Annotated in this window: 19 protein-coding genes; 8 read left to right on the top strand and 11 right to left on the bottom strand. The window is 69.4% G+C overall.

The annotated features are described in order from the left end of the window. Positions 1-3 precede the first annotated feature (3 nt). Both ACTWQA_RS23335 and ACTWQA_RS23330 read left to right on the top strand, forming a co-directional pair. A complete protein-coding gene (locus ACTWQA_RS23335; RefSeq protein WP_305918353.1) occupies positions 4-675 on the top strand; it encodes a DUF4230 domain-containing protein in 672 nt (223 codons plus the stop codon). Positions 676-856: 181 nt separating this feature from the next. Continuing rightward, positions 857-1,009 carry a hypothetical protein gene (locus ACTWQA_RS23330; protein ID WP_443161249.1) on the top strand — a complete coding sequence of 51 codons (153 nt, stop codon included), beginning with the start codon at positions 857-859 and terminating at the stop codon, positions 1,007-1,009. A gap of 152 nt (positions 1,010-1,161) precedes the next feature. Here the strand turns inward: ACTWQA_RS23330 and ACTWQA_RS23325 are convergent, their stop codons facing one another. The 4 genes from ACTWQA_RS23325 to ACTWQA_RS23310 form a co-directional block, all read right to left on the bottom strand. Then, positions 1,162-2,130, bottom strand: a complete 969-nt coding sequence (locus ACTWQA_RS23325) for an NAD(P)-dependent alcohol dehydrogenase (RefSeq protein ID WP_443161248.1) — start codon at positions 2,128-2,130, stop codon at positions 1,162-1,164. A 1-nt stretch (position 2,131) separates the two neighbouring features. Then, positions 2,132-2,362, bottom strand: a complete 231-nt coding sequence (locus tag ACTWQA_RS23320; protein WP_305918356.1) for a helix-turn-helix transcriptional regulator — start codon at positions 2,360-2,362, stop codon at positions 2,132-2,134. Beyond that, the gene (locus ACTWQA_RS23315; protein WP_443161247.1) at positions 2,356-2,784 is read right to left on the bottom strand and encodes a hypothetical protein; all 429 of its coding nucleotides are present in this window, start codon (positions 2,782-2,784) and stop codon (positions 2,356-2,358) included. Before ACTWQA_RS23315 ends, ACTWQA_RS23320 begins: the two co-directional genes overlap by 7 nt. Positions 2,785-2,872: 88 nt before the next feature. Further along, on the bottom strand, positions 2,873-4,060 hold the full coding sequence (locus tag ACTWQA_RS23310; protein ID WP_443161246.1) for an acetyl-CoA C-acetyltransferase: 1,188 nt from the start codon (positions 4,058-4,060) through the stop codon (positions 2,873-2,875). Positions 4,061-4,146: 86 nt separating this feature from the next. On the opposite strand from ACTWQA_RS23310, the gene mce reads away from it, so the two are divergent. The 3 genes from mce to ACTWQA_RS23295 all read left to right on the top strand — a co-directional run bounded on the left by mce (position 4,147) and on the right by ACTWQA_RS23295 (position 7,447). Next, positions 4,147-4,572 (top strand): methylmalonyl-CoA epimerase, encoded by a 426-nt coding sequence (mce, locus tag ACTWQA_RS23305; protein ID WP_305918359.1) that lies wholly within the window; start codon positions 4,147-4,149, stop codon positions 4,570-4,572. A gap of 189 nt (positions 4,573-4,761) precedes the next feature. Next, positions 4,762-6,063, top strand: a complete 1,302-nt coding sequence (locus tag ACTWQA_RS23300) for a DivIVA domain-containing protein (RefSeq protein ID WP_443161245.1) — start codon at positions 4,762-4,764, stop codon at positions 6,061-6,063. Positions 6,064-6,196: 133 nt separating this feature from the next. Continuing rightward, positions 6,197-7,447 (top strand): AI-2E family transporter, encoded by a 1,251-nt coding sequence (locus ACTWQA_RS23295; RefSeq protein ID WP_443161244.1) that lies wholly within the window; start codon positions 6,197-6,199, stop codon positions 7,445-7,447. A gap of 19 nt (positions 7,448-7,466) precedes the next feature. On the opposite strand, the gene ACTWQA_RS23290 is transcribed toward ACTWQA_RS23295, so the two are convergent. The 6 genes from ACTWQA_RS23290 to ACTWQA_RS23265 form a co-directional block, all read right to left on the bottom strand. Next, positions 7,467-8,255, bottom strand: coding sequence for an alpha/beta fold hydrolase (locus tag ACTWQA_RS23290; protein WP_443161243.1), 789 nt, complete (start codon positions 8,253-8,255; stop codon positions 7,467-7,469). A 92-nt stretch (positions 8,256-8,347) separates the two neighbouring features. Continuing rightward, positions 8,348-9,106 carry an SDR family NAD(P)-dependent oxidoreductase gene (locus tag ACTWQA_RS23285; protein WP_443161242.1) on the bottom strand — a complete coding sequence of 253 codons (759 nt, stop codon included), beginning with the start codon at positions 9,104-9,106 and terminating at the stop codon, positions 8,348-8,350. Between the two features lie 114 nt (positions 9,107-9,220). Next, the gene (locus ACTWQA_RS23280) at positions 9,221-15,484 is read right to left on the bottom strand and encodes an RHS repeat domain-containing protein (protein ID WP_443161241.1); all 6,264 of its coding nucleotides are present in this window, start codon (positions 15,482-15,484) and stop codon (positions 9,221-9,223) included. Between the two features lie 86 nt (positions 15,485-15,570). Then, positions 15,571-18,825: a LamG-like jellyroll fold domain-containing protein gene (locus tag ACTWQA_RS23275; protein WP_443161240.1), complete on the bottom strand. Its 3,255-nt coding sequence runs from the start codon at positions 18,823-18,825 to the stop codon at positions 15,571-15,573. A 171-nt stretch (positions 18,826-18,996) separates the two neighbouring features. Further along, entirely contained in the window at positions 18,997-19,701 is a 705-nt protein-coding gene (locus ACTWQA_RS23270) for an alpha/beta hydrolase (protein WP_443161239.1), read from the bottom strand. Between the two features lie 15 nt (positions 19,702-19,716). Then, on the bottom strand, positions 19,717-20,007 hold the full coding sequence (locus ACTWQA_RS23265) for an ATP/GTP-binding protein (protein ID WP_443161238.1): 291 nt from the start codon (positions 20,005-20,007) through the stop codon (positions 19,717-19,719). A gap of 68 nt (positions 20,008-20,075) precedes the next feature. On the opposite strand from ACTWQA_RS23265, the gene nucS reads away from it, so the two are divergent. The 3 genes from nucS (at position 20,076) to ACTWQA_RS23250 (ending at position 23,088) form a co-directional block, all read left to right on the top strand. Beyond that, the gene (gene nucS / locus ACTWQA_RS23260) at positions 20,076-20,738 is read left to right on the top strand and encodes an endonuclease NucS (protein ID WP_327584921.1); all 663 of its coding nucleotides are present in this window, start codon (positions 20,076-20,078) and stop codon (positions 20,736-20,738) included. Between the two features lie 177 nt (positions 20,739-20,915). After that, the gene (locus ACTWQA_RS23255) at positions 20,916-22,388 is read left to right on the top strand and encodes an aldehyde dehydrogenase family protein (protein WP_443161237.1); all 1,473 of its coding nucleotides are present in this window, start codon (positions 20,916-20,918) and stop codon (positions 22,386-22,388) included. Between the two features lie 145 nt (positions 22,389-22,533). Further along, a complete protein-coding gene (locus ACTWQA_RS23250; RefSeq protein WP_305918370.1) occupies positions 22,534-23,088 on the top strand; it encodes a TetR/AcrR family transcriptional regulator in 555 nt (184 codons plus the stop codon). Positions 23,089-23,248: 160 nt separating this feature from the next. On the opposite strand, the gene ACTWQA_RS23245 is transcribed toward ACTWQA_RS23250, so the two are convergent. Beyond that, a complete protein-coding gene (locus tag ACTWQA_RS23245; RefSeq protein WP_443161236.1) occupies positions 23,249-23,566 on the bottom strand; it encodes an STAS domain-containing protein in 318 nt (105 codons plus the stop codon). Positions 23,567-23,649 lie beyond the last annotated feature (83 nt).

Raw genomic sequence — 23,649 nt, 5'->3', positions numbered from 1 at the left:
GACATGACGACTTCCCGTACGACGTCGCCCGAGGTCATTCCCGGGCGGCGCCGCAGGTGGCGATATGTGGCCGGATTCCTGGTCCTGGCGGTTCTGCTCGTGGTGGCCGGCCGCCTGGCCTGGACCTGGCTCAACCCGATGGGCGAGCAGACCATCGACCGCAGCCAGCCGGTGCTGCTGCAGTCGATCAAAGATCTGAGCCGGTTCGAGGCCGCGACGGGGAACTTCCAGGTGGTCGTGGACCTGGAGAAGGACGCGAACTTCCTGCCCGACGCGATCAAGGGCACCCGGACGTTGTTCGTCGGGGCAGGCGGCGTCGACGCGTACGTGGACTTCTCCGCGATGGCGACGAACGCGGTGACGGTCTCGCCGGACCGCACCGAGGCGACCGTACGGCTCCCGCGTGCCCAGCTGGAGAAGCCCAACCTGGACAACAGCCGCTCGTACGTGTTCGCGCAGCAACGCGGCCTGTTCGACCGCGTCCAGGACTTCCTGTCCGGCTCCCCCGGAGACCAGCGCGAACTTTACCTGCTCGCCGAGAAGAAGATCTCTGAGGCCGCGGTGGCGAGCGACCTGCGGACGAGGGCCGACACCAACACCAAGGCGATGCTCTCGGGCCTGCTCAAGTCGCTCGGCTTCACAAAGGTCACCGTCAAGTTCACCGACGAGCCCTAGGACGGGGCCCATCCCTAGGTCGCTCTCACGGCCGCCTTAGGCCACTGTGCGCGCGTCTAAGTACCTCCCTAGCGCCCTTACGTCCGGAGATAGGGCATACGCCCGATGTGCCGGTGAGGGCCTTAGGAGGAGCTTTAAGAGTGCAGACGAAAGGCAACGCACACAACACAGGAGCACTCGGATGAACCCCGAACTCGAATACACGATCATGCAGCACCGCGTCTCCGAACTTCGCCGGGCGGCCGCCGAGCACCGGCGCGTCCAGGAGGCCATGAAGGGCCCGCGGTCCGAGCGTCGTCACCGCTCGGTCTTCGGCAAGCTCCTCGCCTCATGACCACCCACAAGCAGCCCGGCCGCATCCTCCCTCGCGGCCGGGCTGAACAACCCCCGTAAGGGGGCGCTCGGCGACGTCGAGCACGCGTTACGGGGCCCCGGTCCATTCCTGGTCGGACCGGGGCATCGCGCTATTCAGACTCCAGAGCACTGTCACACGGTGATGACCATCTTGCCGCGCGCGTGGCCCTTCGCGAGCTCGCGGACGGCCTCAGGCGCCTCGCTCAGCGGGAACGTTTTGTCCACCACCGGCGCGATCTTGCCCTGCTCCGCCAGCTCGGCCAGCGTCTCGAGCAGCTCCGGCTTGGGGAAGGCGAAGACGACCAGCGGCCGCCGGTGGGTGAACGGGCCGAGCAGGACCGTACGGAGCTGCCGGTCCATCCCGGCCAGCCACCGGCCGCCCTCCTCCCCGCCGACGATGACGAACGTGCCGCGCGGGGTCAGCGCCCGTCGCAAGTGGGACAGCGAACGGTTGCCCGCCGTGTCGACGATGAGGTCATAGCGGCGCTCACCGTCCGCGAAGTCCTCCACCGTGTAGTCCACGACGTGGTCCGCGCCGATCGACCGGACGAGCTCCACCTTGGACGTGCTGCACACGCCGGTGACCTCCGCACCGAAGGCCTTGGCCAGTTGCACCGCGAACGTCCCCACGCCCCCGCCTGCCCCGATGACCAGGACCTGCTGCCCCGGCCGCACCTTCCCGGCGTCGCGCAGCGCCATCAGCGCGGTCATTCCGGACGTCGGCAGCGCCGCGGCCTGCTCGAACGTCAGGTTCTCCGGAATCGGCGCAAGCCTGTCCTGCGCCGTGCGGGCGAACTCGGCGAAGGCGCCGTCGCACGTGCCGAACACCCGATCGCCGGGCTTGAACCTGGTGACGGCGGCGCCGACCGCCTCGATCTCCCCCGCGACGTCGGTGCCGATCAGGGGAGCCCTGGGCTTGCGGAGGCCGATCGCTGGGCGCATGAGGTACGGCACGCCCTCCACGAGGTGCCAGACGCCCATGTCGACGCCGGCCGCGTGGACGCGTAACACCACCTCGTCATCGCCGGGCGCCGGCTTCTCCACGTCCCCGAGCCGGAGGACGTCGGCCGGGCCATATGTGTCGCGGATGACGGCCTTCATGTCATTTCTCCAGTTCAGCGTTCGGGTACTGGAACACGTCGTCGAGCGGCACGCCGAACACGTGGGCGATCTGGAAGGCCATCTCCAGGGACGGCGAGTAGCGGCCCTGCTCGATGGCGATGATGGTCTGCCTGGTCACCCCGACCCGATCGGCCAGCTCCGCCTGCGTCATCTCGCCGTGCGCGAACCGCAGCGCACGGATCGAGTTCGTGACCTTCGTGGGCTTCACCATGACGGGATCCCCCGCCGGTAGGCGACGATCTTGACGATCGAGCCGAGCACGGCCTGCAGGACGAACGCCAGGTAGAGCGTGTTGGCGATCCAGAAGTGGTCCCACTCGGCCATCGCCATCACGAGCGCCGCGATGCCGCCCGCGACAAGGAACGACTGGCCGGTGTACTCCCCGTACCGGTAGATCTCCCGGTCGCGCTGGTCCTTCTTGCCGACGTCACTGGGCGCGACCATGCTGACCACGATGACCAGCAGGATCGACGCCACGATCGCGGCGCCGATGCTCCACAACAACGGGGCCGCATAGGGCACTTCGGTGAGGGGGGTGGTGCGCGCCTGGCTCAGGATGATCGCGAGGTAAGCCCCGTAGCCGCAGACCGAGACCACCAGCATGACCCACGCGCGTCTCTCTTCGGATGCCATGCTTGGAATGTAAAGCAACATGGACACGATGTCTAGAATTTTTTACATCCGCGAGGTCGCGCACATGCTGAGGGTCGCACTCGGTGTCTCAGGACTTGGGGACGGTGATGAGGAGGGCGTCGCCCTGGCCGCCGCCGCCGCACAGACCCGCCGCGCCCAGGCCGCCGCCCCGGCGCTTCAGCTCGTACGCCAGCGTCAGCACGATCCGCGCGCCCGACGCGCCGATCGGATGACCCAGGGCGATGCCGCCGCCGTTGACGTTGACCTTCTCCAGCGGCACGTCCAGTTCCTTGGCCGACTGCAGGACCACGCTCGCGAACGCCTCGTTGATCTCGATCAGGTCGAGGTCCTCCGCTGTCACGCCCTGCTTGGCCATGGCCTGCTTGATGGCGTTGGCCGGCTGGGACTGGAGGGAGGCGTCCGGGCCTGCCACGTTGCCGTGCCTGCCGATCTCCGCCAGCCACTCCAGGCCGAGCTCCTCGGCCTTCGATTTGGACATGACGACCACGGCGCAGGCGCCATCGGAGATCTGGGAGGCCGAGCCCGCCGTGATCGTGCCGTCGGCGGCGAAGGCGGGGCGGAGCTTGGCGAGCGTCTCGGCCGTGGTGTCCCCGCGTACGCCCTCGTCCTCCTTGACGACCACGGGCTCCCCGCGCCGCTGCGGGATCTCCACCGGGACGATCTCGTCGTCGAAGAGACCGTTCTTGATCGCGGCGGCGGCGAGCTGATGGGAACGGGCCGACAGGGCGTCCTGCTCCTCGCGGCCGATGCCGAGCCTGGCGTTGTAGCGCTCGGTCGACTCCCCCATCGCGCACTGATCGAACGCGCAGAACAGGCCGTCGTGGGCCATCGAGTCGATCACCTCGGCGCCGCCGTACTTGACGCCCTTGCGCAGCCCGGGCAGCAGGTGGGGGGCGTTGGTCATGGACTCCATGCCGCCGGCCACCACGATGTCGAACTCGCCCGCGCGGATGAGCTGGTCGGCCAGGGCGATCGCGTCCAGGCCGGACAAGCAGACCTTGTTGATCGTGATCGAGGGCACGGTCATCGGGATGCCGGCTTTGACGGCGGCCTGGCGAGAGGGGATCTGGCCGGCGCCGGCCTGCAGGACCTGGCCCATGATGACGTACTCGACGGCCTCCGGCGCCACTCCGGCCCGCTCCAGGGCGGCCTTGATGGCGATGCCGCCCAGCTCGACGGCCGATTGGCCGGACAGCGCGCCGAGCAGCTTGCCGACGGGCGTGCGCGCTCCGGCGACGATAACGGACCTGGACATGACAACGGCCTCCTGTGCTCGCGCGTCGGCTTCTTTGACACGATACCCACGAGGAGAATGACGCTGGCTATGGAGGCGGGCCACACATGTTCATGCGGATCGACCACATCGGGATCGCCTGCCGCGATCTGGAGGAGAAGATCGCGTTCTTCTCGGAGACCTTCGAGCTCACCGTGGTGGCCAGGGAGGTCAACGAGGAGCAAGGAGTGAAGGAGGCCATGCTGCACATCGCCGACGGCGAAGGCGGGGGCTCCTACATTCAGCTTCTAGAGCCTCTCTCCGAAGACTCCCCTGTGGGAAAATTCCTCGCCAAGCGGGGCGAGGGAGTCCATCACGTTGCTTTCGGTGTACGTGACGTCACGGAAACCATGGATAAGATCCACGAGAAGGGTGTGAGGCTGCTGGACGAGCGTCCCCGGCACGGGTCGATGGGCTCGCAGATCGCCTTCCTGCATCCCAAGGATGTGGGGGGAATGCTGACGGAGTTGGTCCAGGCCGCCAACCACCCGTAAGCGCAGAAAAACGTTCATATGTAACTAGTCACGCAGAAAGTTGGACGGGGCTTCGCAGGCAGCACCAGCGGAGTACGCTTGACCTTCCCGGACATGGAGCCTGCCGCGAGGCACAGGTTCCTGGCTCGGATGCCCCGAACCCCCCGTCCGGCCCGTGTAGCCGTCTCGACAACCCAGGATCGAGCCTCCATGCAGTCCGACATCGACGCCCAGCTCAATAATTTCTTCGAAGACGCCCCAGCCCGCGAGTTCGACGTGGTGCTTCGTGGTTACGACCGGCATCAGGTCCACGATCATCTCAAAACTCTCGACCAAGAGCTGCGCCAGGCCCGTGAGCAACTCACCAGCCTGCAGCGCGATCTGTCCGACTCCCAGCGTCAGCTGCAGGAGCAGGAGCGCCCGACCTACTCCGGTCTCGGCGCCCGCATCGAGCAGCTGCTCCGCCTGGCCGAGGAGCAGGCCACGGAGCTGGTGCAGGCCGCCAGGTCCGAGGCCAACGAGATCAAGGCCGGCGCCAAGGTCGAGGCCGCCGACCTGCGTGCCGCCGCCGAGGCCGAGGCCGCCGAGAAGCGCGCCCAGGCCACACGTGAGACCGACGAGGTGCGCACCGCCGCCGACAGGGACGCCGAGGAGATCCGCTCGACCGCCCGCCGGGAGGCCGACGAGCTGACCAACACCACCGAGCGCGAGGCCGCCAAGCTGCGGGCCACGGCCGACCACGAGGTGGCGGAGAAGCGGGCCGACGCCGAGCGGGAGATCGCCAAGCTCCGCACGACCACCGAGCGCGAGGTCGCCCAGCTGCGGGCCTCCACCAAGCGCGAGCGCGACGAGGTCCTGACCACCGCCAAGCGGCAGGCCGACGAGATGCGCGCGCAGGCTCAGCGGGTGCTGGAGGAGTCGGAGGCCAAGCGGGCGCAGGACGAAGCGGAGTTCGAGATCCAGCTCGCCGCCCGCCGGGAGGAGGCCGAGCGCCAGGAGGCCGAGCGCCACGCCACCGCGCAGGCCCACACGCAGAAGCTGGTCGCCGAGGCCGAGCAGCGGGCCGCCACGGCCGAGTCGCGGGCCACGAAGGCCACCCAGCAGGCCGAGCAGACGCGCCGCGAGGCCGACCTGCACGCCAAGCAGCTCGTCGCCAACGCCCGCAAGAGCGCCGAGACCATCGTGGCCGACGCCAAGTCGAGCGCCGAGACGATCGTCACCGAGGCGAAGACCGAGGCCGACCGCACCCGCACGGCGATGCAGCGCCAGGTCGACGAGCTCACCCGCCAGCGCGACAGCATCACCAGCCACCTCGCCCAGCTGCGCCAGCTGCTCGGCGGCGCCGCCCTTCCGGGCATGGACCCCGAGCCCGCGGTCGCGGCGGCCCCGCCGAAGCCCGCGATCGCCGCGCCTGCGCCCGCGCCCGTGGTCGAGGCACCGGCCCCTGCGCCGGCGCCGGCTCCCAAGGTCGAGGCCAAGTCCGAGGACGACGCGGAGTGGTGGCAGGAGTAGTCATTCGCTTCACGGGGGCTGAGTGACGGCGGGAGAAGAGCCTGGCGATTCGATGGTCGCTAGGCTCTCTCTTTGTCTTTGATGTCGGGTCCGTACCCGTCATGCTTTGTCGCCGACGTTCTGGGGAGTCCTGTTGTCCACAGAAGCCGAGTCCACGGCCGCTGCCGAGCGGGACGCGCCCGAGGTCGAGCGTGACGCGTCCGAGGTCGAGCGTGACGCGTCCGAGGTCGAGCGTGACGCGTCCGAGGTCGAGCGTGACGCGTCCGAGGTCGAGAGGGCGCCCGAGGCGGAGAGCGCCCCCAAGGAGGCCTCGGAGGGGCAGGAGGACCTGACCGCGCAGCCGTACGGGATCCCCGGCAAGCCGCTGGCGCGCGGCCCGTTCCTGTTCGGGCTGGTCGGCGGGCTCGGGGTGCTGACGGCGATCGCGATCGGCCAGATGGTCGTCAACTCGCTGAGCACGATCATCCTCGTCGTGGTGGCGATGTTCCTGGCCGTCGGCCTCAACCCGGCCGTGGAGGCGCTGCAGCGCAAGGGCCTGGCCAGGCGGGGCGCGATCTCGATCGTGTTCGCCGGCGTCATCGTGGCGTTCGCGCTGTTCGGGCTGGCAGTGGTGCCGCCGGTGAGCCAGGAGCTGACGGAATTCGTCGCGGCGGTGCCCGGATACCTCAACGAGCTGCAGAACCATCCGACGCTGCGGCAGCTCGACGCCGAGTACAAGATCATCTCGCAGCTCACGACGTTCGTCACCGGCACGCTGGGGCCGTCGCTGGCCAGCGGGATCATGGGCGCGGGGCTGGTGGTGCTGGACAGCGTGTTCACGACCGTGACGTTGCTGGTCCTCATGCTCTACTTCCTCGGCTCGCTGCACACGATCAAGGACTACCTGCTCAAGCTGGTGCCGTCCTCGCGCCGGGTACGCACCCGCGCGATCAGCGAGCAGATCCTCACCGGCATCGGCGGCTACGTCGCGGGCAACGTGCTGATCTCGGTCATCGCGGGCGTGCTCACGTGGATCTTCCTGTCCATCGCCGGCGTCAAGTACGCGCTCGCGCTCGCCCTGGTCGTCGCGCTGACGGACCTGATCCCGCTGGTGGGGGCCACGATCGGCGCGGTGCTCGTGACCGCCGTGGCACTGCTGCAGTCGCTGCCCGCGGGCATCGCCTGTGCGATCTTCTTCGTGGTCTACCAGCAGGTCGAGAACTACCTCATCTACCCCAGGGTGATGAAGCGCTCGGTGGACGTGACACCGGCCGTGACGGTGATCGCCGCGTTGTTCGGCGGCGCGCTGCTGGGAATCGTCGGCGCGTTGCTGGCCATCCCGGTGGCCGCGGCGATCGCGCTGATCATCCGCGAAGTCGTCATCCCACGCCAGTCACAGGCCTGAGCGCTTCTCAGGCCGGGGCTCACAGCCGTACGCCGCCCAGCTCTGTTCTGAGGAATTCGGTCACCGCCGCGTTGAACGCCTCCGGCTGCTCGACCGCGCTCAGATGACCGGCCTTGGGGATGACTTCCAGGCGGCCGTTGCCGGGCACGGCCCGCGCCATCGCCTCGGCGTCGGCGGGTGGCGACAGCTCGTCCTCCTCACCCACGAGGATCAGGAGGGGGACCTTGAGCGCGCCCAGCGTGTCGAACGAGTCGGGCCGCGCCGCCATGGCCCGCTGCGCCCAGGCGACGGCGCCCGGAGGCGCGGACTGCACCAGCCCTTTGACGCGCCCGAACACCATGGCGCGCCGCTCCTTGGTCGTGGGCCCGATGAGCGTCGGCAGCACGTCGCTGACCAGCACGTCGTTCCCGTCGGACAGCACGGCTTGCGCGATGCGCTCCCTGTTGTCCCTCGCCGGAGCCGGGTCGGGGCTCGCCTTGGTGTCGGCCAGGATGGCGCCGAGCAGCCGGTCGGGGTGCCGCCGGCAGAACGCCATGGTCACGTAGCCGCCCATGGACAGCCCGCCGACCACCGCCCTGTCGATGCCCTCCTCGTCCAGCAGCCTGGCGACGTCGTCGGCCATGAGGTCGAGCGACGGCTCGTCCTCACCCAGCCGCGACCCGCCGAAACCGCGCAGGTCGGGGGTGATGACCCGGCAGACCTTGGCCAGCCCTTCCCGCTGGGCCAGCCACATCGCCGACGACAGCGGGAACGCGTGAAGCAGCACAAGCGGGAGTCCGGTCCCGGCCGATCTCGTGTAGAGCTGCACGGATCACACGGTAGCCGGGTTCGCGGCCGCGAGCACTCAATGTCATATGCCGATATACCCCCATAACGCGGACCGCTTTATCGGGGGCGCGGTCAGATGGCGGTGGCGCCGCCGTCGATGAACAGGACCTGGCCCGTCATGTACGCCGACGCCGCACTGGCCAGGAAGACCGCCGGCTGGGCCATCTCCTCCACGGTTCCCCAGCGCCGCATCGGCACGGAGCCGACCGTGGCCGCACTGGCCGCCTCGTCCTCCCAGAGATTGCGGTTGAGCTCCGTGGCCGTCCAGCCGGGGCACAGGGCGTTCACCCGTACGCCGGCCTGCGCCCATTCCACGGCGAGCGTCTTGGTGAGCGCCACCAGCCCCGCTTTGGCGGCGGCGTAGGGGGCGAGGAAGGGCGCGCCGAGCGCGGCCACCGACGCCACGTTGATGACCGACGCGCCGCCCCGCTCCAGCAGGTGCGGTGCGGCCGCGTGACAGACGACCATGGCGGAGTCCAGGTTGAGCCGCATGAGCTTGTCCCAGCCGGACAACCGCAGGTCCTTGAACTCGACCATGAAGTTCGAGCCGCCGGCGTTGTTGACCAGGATGTCGAGGTGGCCGAGCGCGTCGACGGCAGCCGCCACGGCGCCGGTGGCGGCGTCGCGGTCGGTGAGGTCGGCGGGGATGACGACGGCCCGCCGGCCCAGCGCCTCGATCTCCTTGCCGACCTCGGCGAGGCTCTCGGCGGATCGGGACACGAGCGCGACGTCGGCCCCCGCCTCGGCGTAGGCGAGTGCGATGGCCCGCCCGATCCCCTTCGACGCCCCGGTGACAAGGGCCTGCTTCCCACTCAGATCGAACGCGCCCACGCCGCCGCCTCCTCGGTATCCCGGCTAGAACCGAACAATATTCTAACCATGCCGGCGTGGGGAATGGGGCGGCGGGGGTGCGAGGGCCCCCCGCGCCCCCGCACCGCCACGTGCTCAGAAGAAGAAGCCGAAGAAGTCGTCCAGGCCGCTCTGGTCGATCCAGCGGGTGACCCGCGCGCCGGTCTCGGCGATCGTGCCCGTCCGCGTGTTCTCCGGTTCGATCTTCTCCGGCCGGAAGATCTGCTTCTCACCCTGGCCGGAGCCACCGGGCCGCAGCCGCGGCGGCGGACCGTCCGGGTACATCCGGCCGTCCCGGTAGACCGTGTAGGACTGGGTCGGCTGAATGGTGCCGTCGTTGCGGTAGACCTGCCCAGGCCGTGGCTGCATCGGCTGCCTGCTGTCCCTGGGCGGGGTCTGCCGCTGGGTGGCCCGGTGGCTGGTCGGCCGCTGCGCCGGACGCTGCCGCGCCCGCTGGATCCCGCTGGGGATCCGGCCGGCCCGCCTGTTGCGCGCCCTGGCCGCCTGCGCGGCACGCCTGGCCGCCCGCGCGTCGGCGGCCTTCCTCCTCGCCTCTCTTCTCGCCGCCGCCGCGGCCCGCCGCTGGGCTCTGGCCGTGGCCGCCTTCCTGGCCCTTTCCGCCGCCTTTCTCCTGGCCTCCGCCTGGAGGCGCCTCCTGGCCGCCGCGGCGGCACGCTTGCGCGCCGCTTCCGCGGCCCGCTTCCTGGCCGCCTCCGCGGCCCGCCTCCTGGCCTCGGCGGCAGCGCGCCGCCGGGCCGCCGCGATCGCGGCCCGCCTGGCCGCCGCCCGGGCCGCCGCGATGGCCGCCCGCCTGGCGGCGGCCATCGCCAGCCTCCTGGCGATGATCTGGGCCGCGATCCTCGCCGCGATGGCGGCGGCGAACCAGAACAGCTGACCGTCGGGGTCGGTCATGGTGACGGGGCTGTTGTTGGCGTAGGCATAGGCGTTGAGCTGCTGCGGCTCCGACTCCTCGATCACGGGGTCGACCGACAGGAATCGCCCGTGCTTGGGGTCGTACTCGCGGGCGCCCAGGTGGACGAGCCCGGTCGTCGGGTCCTGCGTGCCTCCGACGAACGCGCGCTGCCCGGGCCAGAACGCCGGTGGCGAGCCCCGGTTCTCACCGAAGGGGGTCAACCTGCGTACGGCCAGCTCGCCGGTCCCGGCGTTCACCGCCGCCTGGGCCGTGCCCTGGTGGTCGCCGGCCAGGAAATACACCTGGTTGTCCGGCGTGCGTACCGCGATGGCCTGGTCGTTGATGGTGTAGTAGCGGGTCTGCTCGACGGCGTCCTTGGCGAAGTCGAAGCGCAGCTCCATGTCGTCGATGTAGAGCGTGGCATCGGCCGGCGTCTTGCGAATAAGCCGGTCGCCGTCCGCGCTGTAGACGAACGACGTCGTCTTGCCCGCCTCCGTCACCGACTCCAGGTTGCCCTCGGCGTCCCAGACCAGGCTCTGGTCCGAGGTACCGATCTTGCGCCTGGTGGTGTTGCCGGCCGCGTCGTACTCGAACAGGTCCGACCCGACGCTCTGCAGCGCGTGCGGCTGCTTGGTGCCCGGCGCGGGGTAGGTGTAGTCGCGGACGGTCTGGCCCGCGCCGCCCCAGGCGTGCCTGGTCTCCTTGATCCGGTTGCCGGTGGAGTCGTAGGCGTAACCGACCGCGTACGGGGCCATGCCACCGATCTTGTCCGGCTGCGGGCTGCCGCTCGCGCAGTCGTCGATGGCCGTCCAGGCCGAGGTCAGGCGGCGCAGGTGATCATAGGTGAAGCACTGCGTGTCCTGGCCGCTCGCCCTGTCAGCGATCTTGGTGATGTTGCCGACGGCGTCGTAGGTGTAGGCGAGGTCGAGGTCGGTCGCTGCGGTGGCCTCCCGGTCCAGCCGCATGTTGGTCAGCCTGCGGGTGGTCTCGTCGTGGGTGTAGGTGAGCCAGGTCTTCCTGCCGCCGGTGCCCAGCTCGTACTGCAGGGTCTCGCCGAGTTTGGAGTAGCGGGTCGCGGTCACGTACGACGACAGGCCGGTGACCTTGGTCGGCTGGCTCTGCTCGTCGTAGGTGTAGACGACCGACTCTTCGGCCAGGCCGCCACCCGCCGGGAAGCTGACCGACTGGACCTGGTCGTCGAGCGTGTAACGGGTGTTGAGGATGTACGAGCCGGCCAGCTTGCCCTCCCGCTCGGGGATGGTGACCGTCTGGCGCAGCGTGCGGTAGTGGGAGTCGATGGCGTTGATCTCGGCCTTGTACGCCTGCCCGCCCACATAGCGGATGCTGGCGTTCATGTGGCCCTTGGCCAGCCCGTCGTACTTCCACTCGGCCAGCAGCGGCCCGGTCGCGGAGCCGTCACGCAGCTCCTTCTTGCGGCCCAGCTCGTCGTAGACGTACCACAGGGTCCTGCCGCGGGCATCGGTGGTGCTGACCAGCTCGTCCGCGTCGTTGTAGGTCATGGTGGTGACGCCCTTGTCGGGGTCCTCCGCCTTGATCTGCCGGCCGCGCAGGTCGTAGTGGTGGCGCCACACGTTGCCGGCGTGGTCGGTCACCGTGGACAGCCGTCCGGCGTGGTCGTAGGTGTACTTGGTGGACTCGTACTCGCCGGTCGGGGTGGCGCCCTTGTACTGGCGCAGCTCGATGAGCCGGTCCTCGGCGTCCCCGATGCGGGTGGTGGCGGTGCCGCCGGGCGGCGGCGTCACGTGGATCCGGTCGCCTTCCTGCACCGTGCTGACCCGGTACTTCTCCACGCCCTTCGCCTTGAGGATCTGAGCGTTGACGTCCCCGGTGCCGTCGAAGGCCGACACGACCTGGGTGGGCACGGCGGCGTCGGCGACCGCGAGCAGGTCGGTGGACGGGACACCGGTGGCGAAGTAGCCGGTGTTGGCCTTGCTCTGCTGGCCCTGCGAGTTGTGGAAGGTGTCGGTGATCGTGCGCCCGTCGCGCAGCGCCGGGTCCTGCGTCTGGTCGTCCCTGGGCGCGGGCTCCTGCGTCTGGCGCTCGCGCATCAGGCCGTCGTACAGCTCGTGGCTGGCGGAGTAGGTGCCGTCGGCGTTCAGCGTCTTGGTGGTGACGACGCTGGGCCCGTCGGTGCGGATCACGTAGGAATACTCGGTGCTGGGCGACTGGTTGGCGGCCTTGCTGCGGTCCGGCTGCCAGACCTTGGTCAGGCGGCCGAGCGCGTCGTACTCCAGGTCGATGCGGCGGTTGTTGGCGTCGACCTCGGCGACCGGCTCGCCCCAGGCCGGGTTGACCAGGGTGCGCTCGATGTGGCCGAGCTGGTTGGTCTGCGTGATCTCGGTCGGCGGCGCCCCCGCGGCGGGGGTGTAGGTGGTGGTGGACTTGGTGCCGACCGCGTCGGTCTCGCTGGTCTCGCGGCCGTAGACGTCATACGTGTGGGTGCTGTCGGTGATCGTCGCGCCGTCCCCGGAGACGAGTTGCTGGACCGAGGTCACGTCACCCTTGCTCGGGGCCTGGCCGAACGCCTGGCCGTCGTAGCCGACCTTCTCGTCGGAGATCACCTCACCGGCGGCCAGCGTGGACACGGCGGTGCCGCAGCTCGCTGACACCTTCTGGATGCGGCTGGTGTAGTCAAGCATCCAGCTGGCGTCGTTGCGGGCGTAGGTGTAGCGGACGCACTGGTCGTCGTCGGCAGTGGCCAGGTCGCCCTTCTCCTCGACCTGGGTGAGCAGGCCCTTGGCGTCGTACGCGCGCTCCTCGCCGGTACGCCGCCACGTGCCGCCGGCCATCGCGGTCCGGGTCACCATGGACTTCGGCTCGACCAGGTGCGCGACCTTGGTCACGCCCCCTTGCGTGGACTCGGCGGTCTTGAGCGACCACGGCTGCTCGACGGTCGCGGTCAGGATGGCGCCGCCGTCCCCGTCGTAGGTGATCTCCTCGCGCTCGAGCCCGGAGTACTGGTCGAGGTCGTCCACCGTGCCGCCCTCGGAGTCGGCCACCTGCGCGGTGCGCTTGGAGCCGTCGGCCTGCTTGTCGCCGTGCATGCCGCGGAAGTAGCGGAACTCGGTGAGCGTGCGCTTGGTGTCCTGCCCGTCGCCCTCGCGGACCCGCACCCGGCCGAAGCCCCGGAAGTCCGACCACGTGCGGTGCTCGGGCTTGACGAGGATGTTCTCGGCGTAGTGCCAGGCGGCGCCGTCCAGGTATTCGTAGCTGGTGACCACGCCGGGCGAGCCGGCGACGCGGTCCACCTCGATGGTCTGCGCGACCACGTACTTGTGGAACCAGTCGGTGACCTCCGGCTCGGCCGGCGGCGACCAGCGCTGCGGGAAGCACAGCCGGTTGTTCTTGTCGGCCGTCGGCACGTCGCCCGGCTTGCAGTCGGCGGGGGCGTAGTTCACGCGCAGCTCGCCGCCGGACTCGTTGTTGACGGCCTGGACGCGCCACTTGACCAGCGGGGCGCGGCCCTCATTGGCGTCCACCCTGTTGGGCAGCTGGACGCCGGCGAACGTGACCTTGGGCAGCGTGATCGTGCCGCCCACGTGGCCTGTCTGCTGGACTGAGGCCAGCCACAGTGAGGGGCTGAGGCCGTCGCCCGTCGCGGGGAACTGGTGGGTCAGTGTCCAGGAGTCCACCGGGTTGTACACGTCGGAGCCGTTGTTGATCTGGGTGGTGACCTTGGTCAGCCGCTTGCGGGTGAAAAACGTCGGCGCCAGCCGGTCGGTGCACGTCACGCCGGCGTTGCAGATCTGGTCGAACGGCACGTCCGGCCAGTGGCTCGCGGTCTCCTTCTTGAGCTGGTCGGGGGCGCAGGTGATGGTGCCGCTGGGCAGGCAGCGCTCGGCCACCTCGAACACCACGCGGGCCGCCGGGGCCTTGGTGAACAGCTCGTTCTGCAGGTAGCCGTAGTCGATGCGGGTGAGGTAGGCGCCGCGTACGTACGAGGTGCCCAGCTCGGGCTTCATGTTGCGGCCGTAGTAGTTGGTCTCGCGCTCGTACCAGTAGGTAGTGGCGTTGCCGTGGGTGTCGACGGAGTAGTCGAGGTTCCACCGGTAGGCCTGCTGGCACCAGGCGTTGGCCGGGGTGCTGGAGTAGCAGGGCTCGCCGCTGTTGTTGCCGAACACCGGCGCCGTCTGGACCGACTTGGTCTCCGGCTTGCCGCTCGCCCAGCCGGGCAGGCGGTTCAGGCCGAAGGTGTATTGGGTGCCGTCGGCGGTGGTGACGCGCCAGTACTCGCCGTTGTTGTCGCCGTTGGCGGCGCCGGTGAGGTATTCGATCCTGGTGCCATCATCGCGTTTCGGACGCCACTGCTTGGTCGTGGCGTCCTTGATCAGTTCGACGGCCGAGTTGCCGAGTGACAGGGTGGCGTTGTCCTGGTCCCAGCACAGGTCGCCGGTCTTCTTGCCGTCGATCATGCAGGATTTGTAGCGGCGCTCGATGTAGCCGCTGGGGTTGAGCTCGAAGCCTTCACCGGCCCAGGACGCCTGGTTGTTGGTGGAGACGGTGCGGCCGTCCACGCTCTGGGAGGAGTAGCCGAGGGAGATCTCCGGCTCGTCACCGCCCAGCGCGGGCGGCGTACGCAGGTCGTAGCCCCAGGTGAAGTCGCCGGTCTGGGTGCCGACGCTCCAGTCGGCGGAGGGGGCCAGCGAGGTGGCCGAGTGGTCGCCGGAGGGGCCGGAGGCGGCGGCCGTCAGGGCGTAGACGGCGCCGGTCTCGACCTCGGCGGTCAGCGTGCCGTCCTTGGGGTTGTTCTCGCTCTTCACCGGCTCCGGCTGCGGGCAGCCCGCGGTGGCGGTGGCGGCCTTGAGCCCGCACTCCGCCAGCTTGACCATCCGGAGGCGGGCGCCGTAATCGCCGCCGTAGGCGTAGCGGAAGCCGGAGTAGTCGATCTCCAGGCGGGTCTTCGCCGCCGCCTTGGCCACCGCGACGCCCTGGCCAGGCGACACGCGCATCGCCAGGCCGAGCCGGTCGGTGTCGAGCAGCTCCACGCTCACTGGGTCGGCCGCGGCCTTGGCCTCGCCCTTCTGCGGGGCCAGCCGGACGGGGAAGCCGTCCGCCAGGGTTGTGGCGGCGGCGCCGCCCAGCTCCGCCTTCCGCTGCTTGGGCCAGGTGATGCCTGGTGGCGCCTTCCACGCCTGTTTCTGCACGGGATCGGCGATCGGCGGCAGGACCGGCACCTTCGTGCCCTTGACGGGGGCTTCCTTCTGCGTCGAGGGGGCCGGGCGGGCGGCGGCCGAGGCGGGCATGGCGTACGCCAGGGGCACCACCAGGACGATCGAGAAGACGGCCGCCAGCCGGCGCGGCCAGGGGGATTCGGGCTTGGCTTCCCGGAAGCGGTTCCAGGACGAGTCGGGAAGGTCGGGTTCGTCGGGTTGATGAGGTCGGTTCCAACGGGATTCGGGCAGCTCTAACTCACTCGGCAGGTCCATGAACCTCTCCCAGTCGGGGGTGCTGGTCGGGAACTACTGGGCTGCTGTTACGGGGCCCGATGACCGGGCTCGATCATTGGGCCCGATTACTGGGCTGCTAGTTGGGCGATCTGCTCGGCGCTCAGTACGCCGTCGTAGGTGCGGACGTCGTCGACGGCGCCCGGCCAGTAGCCGGTGAGCAAGCCCGCGGACTTGGTACGGCCCACGTGCAGCGGGCCAGTGGCGCTCCATGTGCTGACGTGGCCGGTCACGGTCGTGGTGGACAGGCGGCCGTTGACATAGATGCGGAGTTCGCCGGCCAGTGGGTCGTACACGCCGGCCACGTGGGTCCACTCCAGCGGGTTCGGGATGGCGTCCGAGCGGGTCCGCACGAGGGTCGCCGCGTCGGTGTCGTCGGCCGCCATCCCGAACACCCACCGCCCCTGCGCGCTGTCGTAGCCCAGCTGGAACCCGGCGGCCCTCGTGCCCGTCTGGGCGACCGCGGCGGCGTCACCGGAAGGCAGGTAGTCGAGCTGGGTCCACAGGGCGACGGTGAACCCGGTCCCGGTGGACACGGCGGGCTTGGCCACCTCGGCGGCGCCGTTGACGCCGTCGAGCGCGAGTGCGCCGTCCAGCCAGCCGGCCGTCCACGAGGCGCCGCCCACCAGGGCGGCCGGCGTGGCCCGGCCGGAGGAGTCGGCGGCCGAGTAGCCGGACTGCTCATCCAGCTTCCAGTGGCCGACCAGCGTGGCGGCGCTGTTGACCAGGTCGGCGACCTCGTCGGCGAACATGGCCCGGCCGTAGACCCGCACGTCGTCGACGTCGCCCGGCCAGAACTCGGCCGCGGCTCCATTGACCTTGCCGCGGCCGATCGTGAGCGGGCCGGTGGCGTTCCACGGCTGGGTGAAGGCCACCGTGGACTCCAGGCGGCCGTTGACGTAGAGCGAGATCTGGCCGGCCGCCGCGTCGTAGACGCCGGTGAGGTGGGTCCACTCGTTCAGCCGCGGCGCGGCGGCCGACAGGGCGCGCACGGTCGCGGCGCCGTCCGCGTCGGCGGTGGTGCGGGTCAGGGCCCAGCGGTCGTCGGTCTTGGAGTACTGCAGCGCGAACGCCCCGGCCCTGCCGCCTTCCTGGGTGACGACCGTGGCGGAGCCGGTGGTGGCGGTCAGGCGGGCCCAGGCGGTGACGGTCACGTTGCGCGCGGTGTCGGCGACGGGACCGGCGGTCTGGGCATAGGCGTTGGCCAGCTTGAGTCCCGCACCGGTCTTGCCGGTCGTCCACGTGGCGCCGTACAGCGTGGCGGGGTTGGCGTTCGCGGCGTCGCCGGCCACTTGGCCCCCGCCCTCGTCCAGGGCCCAGTGGCCGCTCGGGGCCGTGCCCGCGTTGACGTTGAACACGTACGTGCGGATCGGGCCGAGCTGCCCCGCGTGGTCCTTGCTGCGCACCGACAGGACGTTGGGGCCGTCGTGGCGGGGCGTGAGCTGGATCGTGGCGGTGCCGTCAAGGCTGGGTGCGACCTGTGTGCCGGGCGTGGTGTCGAGCCCGTAGACGTAGGCCGCCACGTCGGTGACGCCGTTGGGGGCGAACGTGAACGCGCCCGCCAGGCCCACGCCGTCACTCCAGGTGTTCTCAACGTACTGGGACGAGGTGACCTGCGGCTCCTTGCCGGGCGCGGTGGCGTCCACGGTGGCCTCGCACCACGGGCCCCACGCACTGTCGGCCCTGCCGTCCTGCGCGCGCACCCGCCAGCGGATCAACGCGCCGTCGGCATACGCGCCCTGCGGGACGGTCGCGGAGAACGCGGTGCCGCTCGATCCCAGAGCCGTGACGTACTCGCCCAGCTTCACTCCTGCGGCCGACCACCACTCGAAGTGGCCCTTGACCGAATTGTCGGCGTCCTTCAGCCTGGCCCAGAGCTTCGGCGTGGTGGTGCTGATGATCGGCCGCGTGTCGCCCGAGCCGCACGCGCCGCCCGGGTCGGACCACGCGTCGGCGGCGAGGGGAGCGGTGGGGATGGAGTTGTACTCGATGACCAGGCTCGGGTTGTTCCTGAACTTCTTCCAGGCGTAGACGTCGGTCTCGCTGGTGGCATAGAGACCGATGGTCGCGGTGGGCCACTTCTTGGCGGCGGCGTCGGCGATCCACGACGTGACGTCGAACTCCACGCCGCCGGGCAGGCAGGCCGAGCCCCAGCCTTTGGCCACGTTCACCGTGGAGAGCAACCTGGTCTTGGCCGGCGGGTTGTTCCAGGTGGTGCTCTTGCTGATCGCGCCGGTCCCCCAGGCCTCCACCTTGCGGGCACTGCACGAGTACGACCAAGTCTCGTACGTGCGCAGTGTGGCCTTGATGATCTGCTTGCCGTGGATGGTGGAGCCGGTGGCCATCTGGAAGAACGAGCGATTCGTCTGGGTGGAGCTGATGTGGCCGACGCGGGCGACGTCGCTGGAGTTGAGGTAGTTGGAGTTGGGCCAGTTGCTCCAGACCGCCGTCCACGAGCCGCGGGCGGCCGAGAAGTACGGGTCCAGATAGACGGGGAACTTCGTCTTCGGGTCCGCCAGCATCCTCTGGTCCGGCTTGAGCCTCAGGTGCCTGCCTGAGACCTCCACGCCCATCGCGGCCTCGCGGGCCTCCGGGGAGCGGCCCTCCTTGAGCGCCTGCGGGCTCGTGATGCCCTCGGAGTCCCACATCTTGGGGGTGGGCGCGACGAAGATCGTGCCGCTCTTCGCGTCCACGGCCTCAAGGTTGCCCGCCTTGTCCGACTTCACCGACAGGCCGTGGGAGGAGAGCGGGAACGTCAGCTCGGTCAGGCTCGCCGCGGCGGCCCGCGACTTGACCACCAGGACGTGGGAGAAGCCGTCCACGTCCGCGGTGACCTGGAGGTCCACGCCCGGCATCACCTCGGGGTAGGTGGCGGTGTCGCCGTTGAGCGTCGGTACGGGCAGCGTGCCCGGCCAGCCGAGCTCCAAGGCCTTGGCGCCACGCGACAGCCGGGCGAGCCTGGCGTCGCCGCCGCCGGAGAACCTCAGCCCAACGGCCGCGGCGACCGGCTCCACCGCCCCGTCCGGGCGCCGGCGGAGCGTGGTGTCGACAGGGGTCCACCGGCCGTTCTGGCGGACGCGTACCGGGCGGACGTGCTGCTCCATGCTGTAGGTGCCGTCGGGCTTGGCGAAGACCTGGCGGGTCTCGCTCGTCAGCGCCGCCACCTCGACGGGCCGGTTGTCCCGCCGGGCCAGAGCCGCGGCGTCCCGCTCCGGCGAGACGACAGTGGCCGGCGGCGTGTCCGCGGCGGCGACCGGTGCTAAGGGGATCATCACGATCGGGAACGCCAACGCCGCCGCACTCAGAACACGCACAACCCGCATCTGTCCTCGCCCATGGTGAGCTGGGGTTACGCGCGGGACGGAGGACCGCCCGGCGTCTCCACGATCTTCGGTTGACGATCGGATTGTCACTCCGGTCACGGCAGCGGTCCAGAGTTTTGCGCATTCTGCTCAAAAAACCTTCAATGCCACCGATTTAGGTGGAAATATCCGTCAGACCGTCGTCGGGAGCGGCCACGCCGCCGGATTGACGCGCTTGACGATCTCGTTCAGCGCGATCCGCACGTACGGCTCCCCCACCCACAGGTGCTTGGCCCCGTCCACCCCGACGACCTCGGCCTGCGGCACCCGCGCGAACCGCCTGCGGGCCTCCTCAGGCCGCAGGTAGTCGTCGAACTCCGGAACCAGCGCCGTCAGCGGCCGCCCGAACCGCGCCCACGCGTCCAGATCGTCGTCGGTGGCCCTGTGCAGCGGCGGCGACAGCAGGATCGCGCCCTCGACCAGCGGGTCGTGGGCCCACTTGAGCGTCAGCTCGGTCCCGAACGACCAGCCGACCACCCAGACGTGCGGCAGGTCGTGGTATTCGGCGTATTCCAGCGCCGCCGCGACGTCGAACCGCTCCCCCTCACCCCCGTCGAACGTGCCCTCCGAGGTGCCGCGCTCCGACGAGGTGCCCCGGGTGTTGAAGCGCAACACGGCGAGGTCGGCGAGCGCCGGCAGGCGGTTGGCGGCCTTCTTGTAGACGTGGCTGTCCATGAAGCCGCCGTGAGTGGGCAGCGGGTGCAGGGTCACCAGCGTCGCCACGGGCGGCCGCTCCTCCGGCAGGACCAGCTCACCGACCAGGGTCAGGCCGTCACCCGTGTGCAACTCGATCGGCTCACGCCTGGCCGGCAGCACGCTCGCCGCACGAATTTCCACCTCTTGGGGTCCCTTTCAGTAGCGACTGCGGCCGGGGCCGCGGTCCAGTCTCTTGCGCCAGCATGCCTGATGCCAGTGGCGGCGCTCCTCGTCGCCTCCCGCCCAGTTGGGCCAGGCCACGAGATGCGGCTGGCCACGGCGGATCTCCTGGTCACAGCCGGGACAGCGGTAGTCCTTGGTCGAGGAGGCGCCGTTGAGCATGCGGACCTTCCACTCGCCGTCCGGCCATTCCTCCACCTTGTCCAGGCCGGTCGGGAAGCCGAAAGGGCGGGAGGACTCCCTGCGGCGGGCCCGTCGGGGGCTCATCCTGTGCCGTATGCAGACCGTTCGAACGCCATGCGTCCAGTTTTCCAGAGCCGCTAAGGTGGGTCGTCATGCGGCTGGTCATCGCGCGATGCAGCGTGGATTATGTTGGACGGCTCACGGCGCACTTGCCGATGGCGCCGAGACTCGTTCTGATCAAGGCGGACGGCAGCGTGAGCATTCACGCCGACGACCGCGCCTTCAAGCCGCTCAACTGGATGAACCCGCCGTGCAAGCTCAAGGAGGACGGCGATACCTGGACGGTCACCCATGGCAAGACCGGCGAGAAGCTGGTCCTGACCATGGCCGAGATCCTCCACGACTCCAGCCACGAGCTGGGCGTCGACCCAGGGCTGATCAAGGACGGTGTGGAGGCGCATCTGCAGGAGCTGCTCGCCGAGCACATCACGACGCTGGGCGAGGGATATTCGCTGATCCGGCGGGAGTACATGACGGCGATCGGGCCGGTGGACATCCTCTGCCGCGACGCGCTGGGCGCGACCGTGGCGGTGGAGATCAAGCGGCGCGGGGAGATCGACGGTGTGGAGCAGCTCACCAGATATCTCGAGCTTCTCAACCGGGACCCGCTGCTTGCCCCCGTCCGCGGCATCTTCGCCGCTCAGGAGATCAAACCCCAGGCGAAGGTGCTCGCTGTCGATCGCGGCATCGACTGCGTCACGCTCGACTACGACACCCTCCGCGGCATCGAACCCTCAAACCCTACTCTTTTTTGATTTTTTACGCGGTGACGTGGTCCGCCAAACGCCGTACTTTGGCTGAGGGCCCTCCAGGGGAACGGCCTCTGACCCTTCAGTGGTGACTCGCCGTTACGCGAGCCCATGGTCACCGGGTGCGGGGTTTACCTTGACCCGGAACTAGTAAGCATGGGCTTACCCGTCTATCGTGGCGCCATGAGCACGCTCACGTTCGACTCACTCGATCCGGCGACCGGCGCGGTCGTCGGCAGCCACCCCAACCAGGGGCCCGACGCCGTCCACGAGGCCGTCGGACGGGCCGATGAGGCGGCGGCTTGGTGGGCCGGGCTGGGTCATGAGGAGCGCCGACGCCGTCTGCTCGACTACAAGGCCGTGGTCACCCAGCATCTGCGAGAGCTCGCCACGCTGGTGCACCAGGAGACCGGCAAGCCGGTGGGCGACGCCACGCTGGAGATCGTGCTGGCGATCACTCATATCGACTGGGCGGCCCGCAACGCGCGGAAGGTGCTCGGCCGCCGCAGGGTCGCCACCGGGGTGATCGGGCTCAATCTGGCCGCCACGCTCGAATACCTGCCGCTGGGCGTCGTGGCCGTGATCGGCCCCTGGAACTACCCGGTCTTCACCCCCATGGGCTCCATCGCGTACGCGCTCGCGGCGGGCAACGCGGTCGTTTTCAAGCCGAGCGAGCTGACCCCCGGCGTGGGCGTGCGGCTGGCGGAGTTGTTCGCCGAGTCGGTGCCCGAGCACCCGGTGTTCCAGGCCGTCACCGGGCTGGGTGAGACGGGCGCGGCGCTGGCGGGCGATCCGCGGGTGCGGAAAGTGGCGTTCACCGGCTCGACCGCCACGGCCAAGCGGGTCATGGCGGCCTGCGCCGAGAACCTCACCCCGATCGTGGCCGAGTGCGGCGGCAAGGACGCGTTCATCGTGGACGCCGACGCCGACGTGGCAAGGGCCGCGGACGCCTGCCTGTGGGGCGCGATGTCCAACGCCGGGCAGACGTGCGTGGGCGTCGAACGGGTTTACGTGGTGGACGCGGTCTATGAAAGTTTCATGCGCGAGTTGTCCGGCCGAGTGGCGAAGGTGCGGGCTGGCGAGGACTACGGGCCGATCACGATGCCGGGCCAGGTCGACATTATCAAGCGGCACATCGACGACGCCGCCAAGTCGGGCAAGGTCGTCGCGGGTGGCCCCGCCTCCGTGCGTGCGCCGTACGTGGACCCGGTGATCGTCGAGGACGTGCCCGAGGACTCCCCCGCGGTCCGCGAGGAGACGTTCGGGCCGACGATCACCGTCCGCCGCACCCGCGACGCCCATGAGGCGCTGCAGCTGGCCAACGCCTCCGCCTATGGCCTGGGTGGGACGGTCTTCTCGAAGAACGTGCGCAGGGCCATGGAGCTGGCCCGCATGATGCGGAGCGGGATGACGGCCATCAACTCGGTCATCTCCTTCGCCGGCGTCCCGGCCCTGCCGTTCGGCGGCGTGGGCGATTCGGGGTTCGGGCGGATTCATGGAGCCGACGGTCTGCGCGAGTTCGCCAGGCCCAAAGCGATCTCCCGGCAGCGGTTCGCGATGCCCGGAATGAACCTGACATCGTTCGCGAGAGGGCCCGCCGAGCTTGACCGGCTGATCAGGCTCGTCACGTTCTTGCACGGCCGACGTAAAAGATAATCTTCTTACCCTTTCCCAAAACGGATCGATCCGTCCATAATTGTGTGCTCTGGGGGCCACGATCATGTTGGACGGGTGGACAGTGAACCGGTCTTACCGGGGAATGTCGGCTGAGCAAAGGCTGGCGGACAGACGGGAGCGGCTGATGACGGCCGCCTACACGCTATACGCGAAGCCGGGTTTCGCGGCGACGACCATCGAAAGGCTGTGTGCGGAGGCGCGGATCTCCAACCGCGCCTTCTACGAATGTTTCGGCAGCCAGGAGGAGCTGCTTCAGGCGGTCCACGAGCGGTGCGTGGAGGAAAGCCTGGCCGTCGTGACCAAAGCGGTGCAGGAAGCGCCGGACACGCTCGACGGAAGGGTCACGGCGGGGATTCGCGCCTATATCGAGTTCATCGCGGCCGACCGGCGCCGGGCCCTCATCATGCACGTGGAGGTGCGCAGGTCAGGAGACATCCTGACGACGTCTCGCCAGCGGGCCATAGAGGGCTTCGCCCGGCTCGTGCAGGAGGCCTCCGCCGATTTTCCCTCAGCCGAGCCGCTGAATCGGCGGCTCGTCGCGCTCGGTGTCGTTGGCGCGTTACAAGAGTTGCTCATCGAATGGCTGCTCACCGACGACCAGCCTCCGGTCGACGAACTCGTGGACACGGCCGTGCACATCTTCATCCGGAGCTTGAGTACCCCCGACACAGCCGGTTGATGCGCCGGGCGTTATCTGTCATACACGCAGCGGATAAATCTGCTTTCGATGTTGTTTTCAGTGTCATAGCTCACAGATGCGTACCACCCGTAATCTACATTTTGTCTAAGTCGGGAAAGAGCGGGCAACGGCTGATCGTCGCCCGCTCCGATATGTCATCTCAGGCCACCGCGGCCGCCGGAGCCTCCACATGCAGCACCCGATTCAGCCGGGTCACCGCCAGGATCCGCATGATCCGCGGTGGCACCCCCCGAAGAACAAGGCGACGTTGCACGCTCAGCGCGCGCCGATGCGCTCCCACAAGCACCCCGAGACCGGTCGCGTCGATCATCTCCAGCTTGGAGAGATCCAGGATCAGGTCGCCTTCACCGGAATCGAGGGACTGGTGCAGCCGCTCGCGCACCCCCGCCGACGTTCCGGCGTCGAGCCTGGCCCCGATCCGCACTACCTGAGCCCTCGGATTGCCACGGACGCGCATGCCACCTCCTCATTCACACGCACACAGAGTGACTACACCCCCACGTAAATACACCCGCCGAGGTGGACCCCTGCATGACACCT

It is taken from the genome of Nonomuraea sp. 10N515B (assembly GCF_052245915.1).
GTDB lineage: Bacteria > Actinomycetota > Actinomycetes > Streptosporangiales > Streptosporangiaceae > Nonomuraea.
The sequence above is the reverse complement of the archived record's forward strand: the minus strand, read 5'-3'. Positions and strand labels throughout refer to the sequence as shown.

Bases quoted from the DNA above. Each gene is read 5' to 3' on its own strand.
- nucS (WP_327584921.1), top strand. From the start codon at position 20,076: ATGCGGCTGGTCATCGCGCGATGCAGCGTGGATTATGTTGGACGGCTC.
- ACTWQA_RS23280 (WP_443161241.1), bottom strand. From the start codon at position 15,484: ATGGACCTGCCGAGTGAGTTAGAGCTGCCCGAATCCCGTTGGAACCGA.
- ACTWQA_RS23320 (WP_305918356.1), bottom strand. From the start codon at position 2,362: ATGGTGAAGCCCACGAAGGTCACGAACTCGATCCGTGCGCTGCGGTTC.
- ACTWQA_RS23245 (WP_443161236.1), bottom strand. From the start codon at position 23,566: ATGCGCGTCCGTGGCAATCCGAGGGCTCAGGTAGTGCGGATCGGGGCC.
- ACTWQA_RS23275 (WP_443161240.1), bottom strand. From the start codon at position 18,825: ATGCGGGTTGTGCGTGTTCTGAGTGCGGCGGCGTTGGCGTTCCCGATC.
- mce (WP_305918359.1), top strand. From the start codon at position 4,147: ATGTTCATGCGGATCGACCACATCGGGATCGCCTGCCGCGATCTGGAG.
- ACTWQA_RS23300 (WP_443161245.1), top strand. From the start codon at position 4,762: ATGCAGTCCGACATCGACGCCCAGCTCAATAATTTCTTCGAAGACGCC.
- ACTWQA_RS23330 (WP_443161249.1), top strand. From the start codon at position 857: ATGAACCCCGAACTCGAATACACGATCATGCAGCACCGCGTCTCCGAA.
- ACTWQA_RS23265 (WP_443161238.1), bottom strand. From the start codon at position 20,007: ATGAGCCCCCGACGGGCCCGCCGCAGGGAGTCCTCCCGCCCTTTCGGC.
- ACTWQA_RS23250 (WP_305918370.1), top strand. From the start codon at position 22,534: ATGACGGCCGCCTACACGCTATACGCGAAGCCGGGTTTCGCGGCGACG.
- ACTWQA_RS23310 (WP_443161246.1), bottom strand. From the start codon at position 4,060: ATGTCCAGGTCCGTTATCGTCGCCGGAGCGCGCACGCCCGTCGGCAAG.
- ACTWQA_RS23325 (WP_443161248.1), bottom strand. From the start codon at position 2,130: ATGAAGGCCGTCATCCGCGACACATATGGCCCGGCCGACGTCCTCCGG.
- ACTWQA_RS23315 (WP_443161247.1), bottom strand. From the start codon at position 2,784: ATGGCATCCGAAGAGAGACGCGCGTGGGTCATGCTGGTGGTCTCGGTC.
- ACTWQA_RS23255 (WP_443161237.1), top strand. From the start codon at position 20,916: ATGAGCACGCTCACGTTCGACTCACTCGATCCGGCGACCGGCGCGGTC.
- ACTWQA_RS23335 (WP_305918353.1), top strand. From the start codon at position 4: ATGACGACTTCCCGTACGACGTCGCCCGAGGTCATTCCCGGGCGGCGC.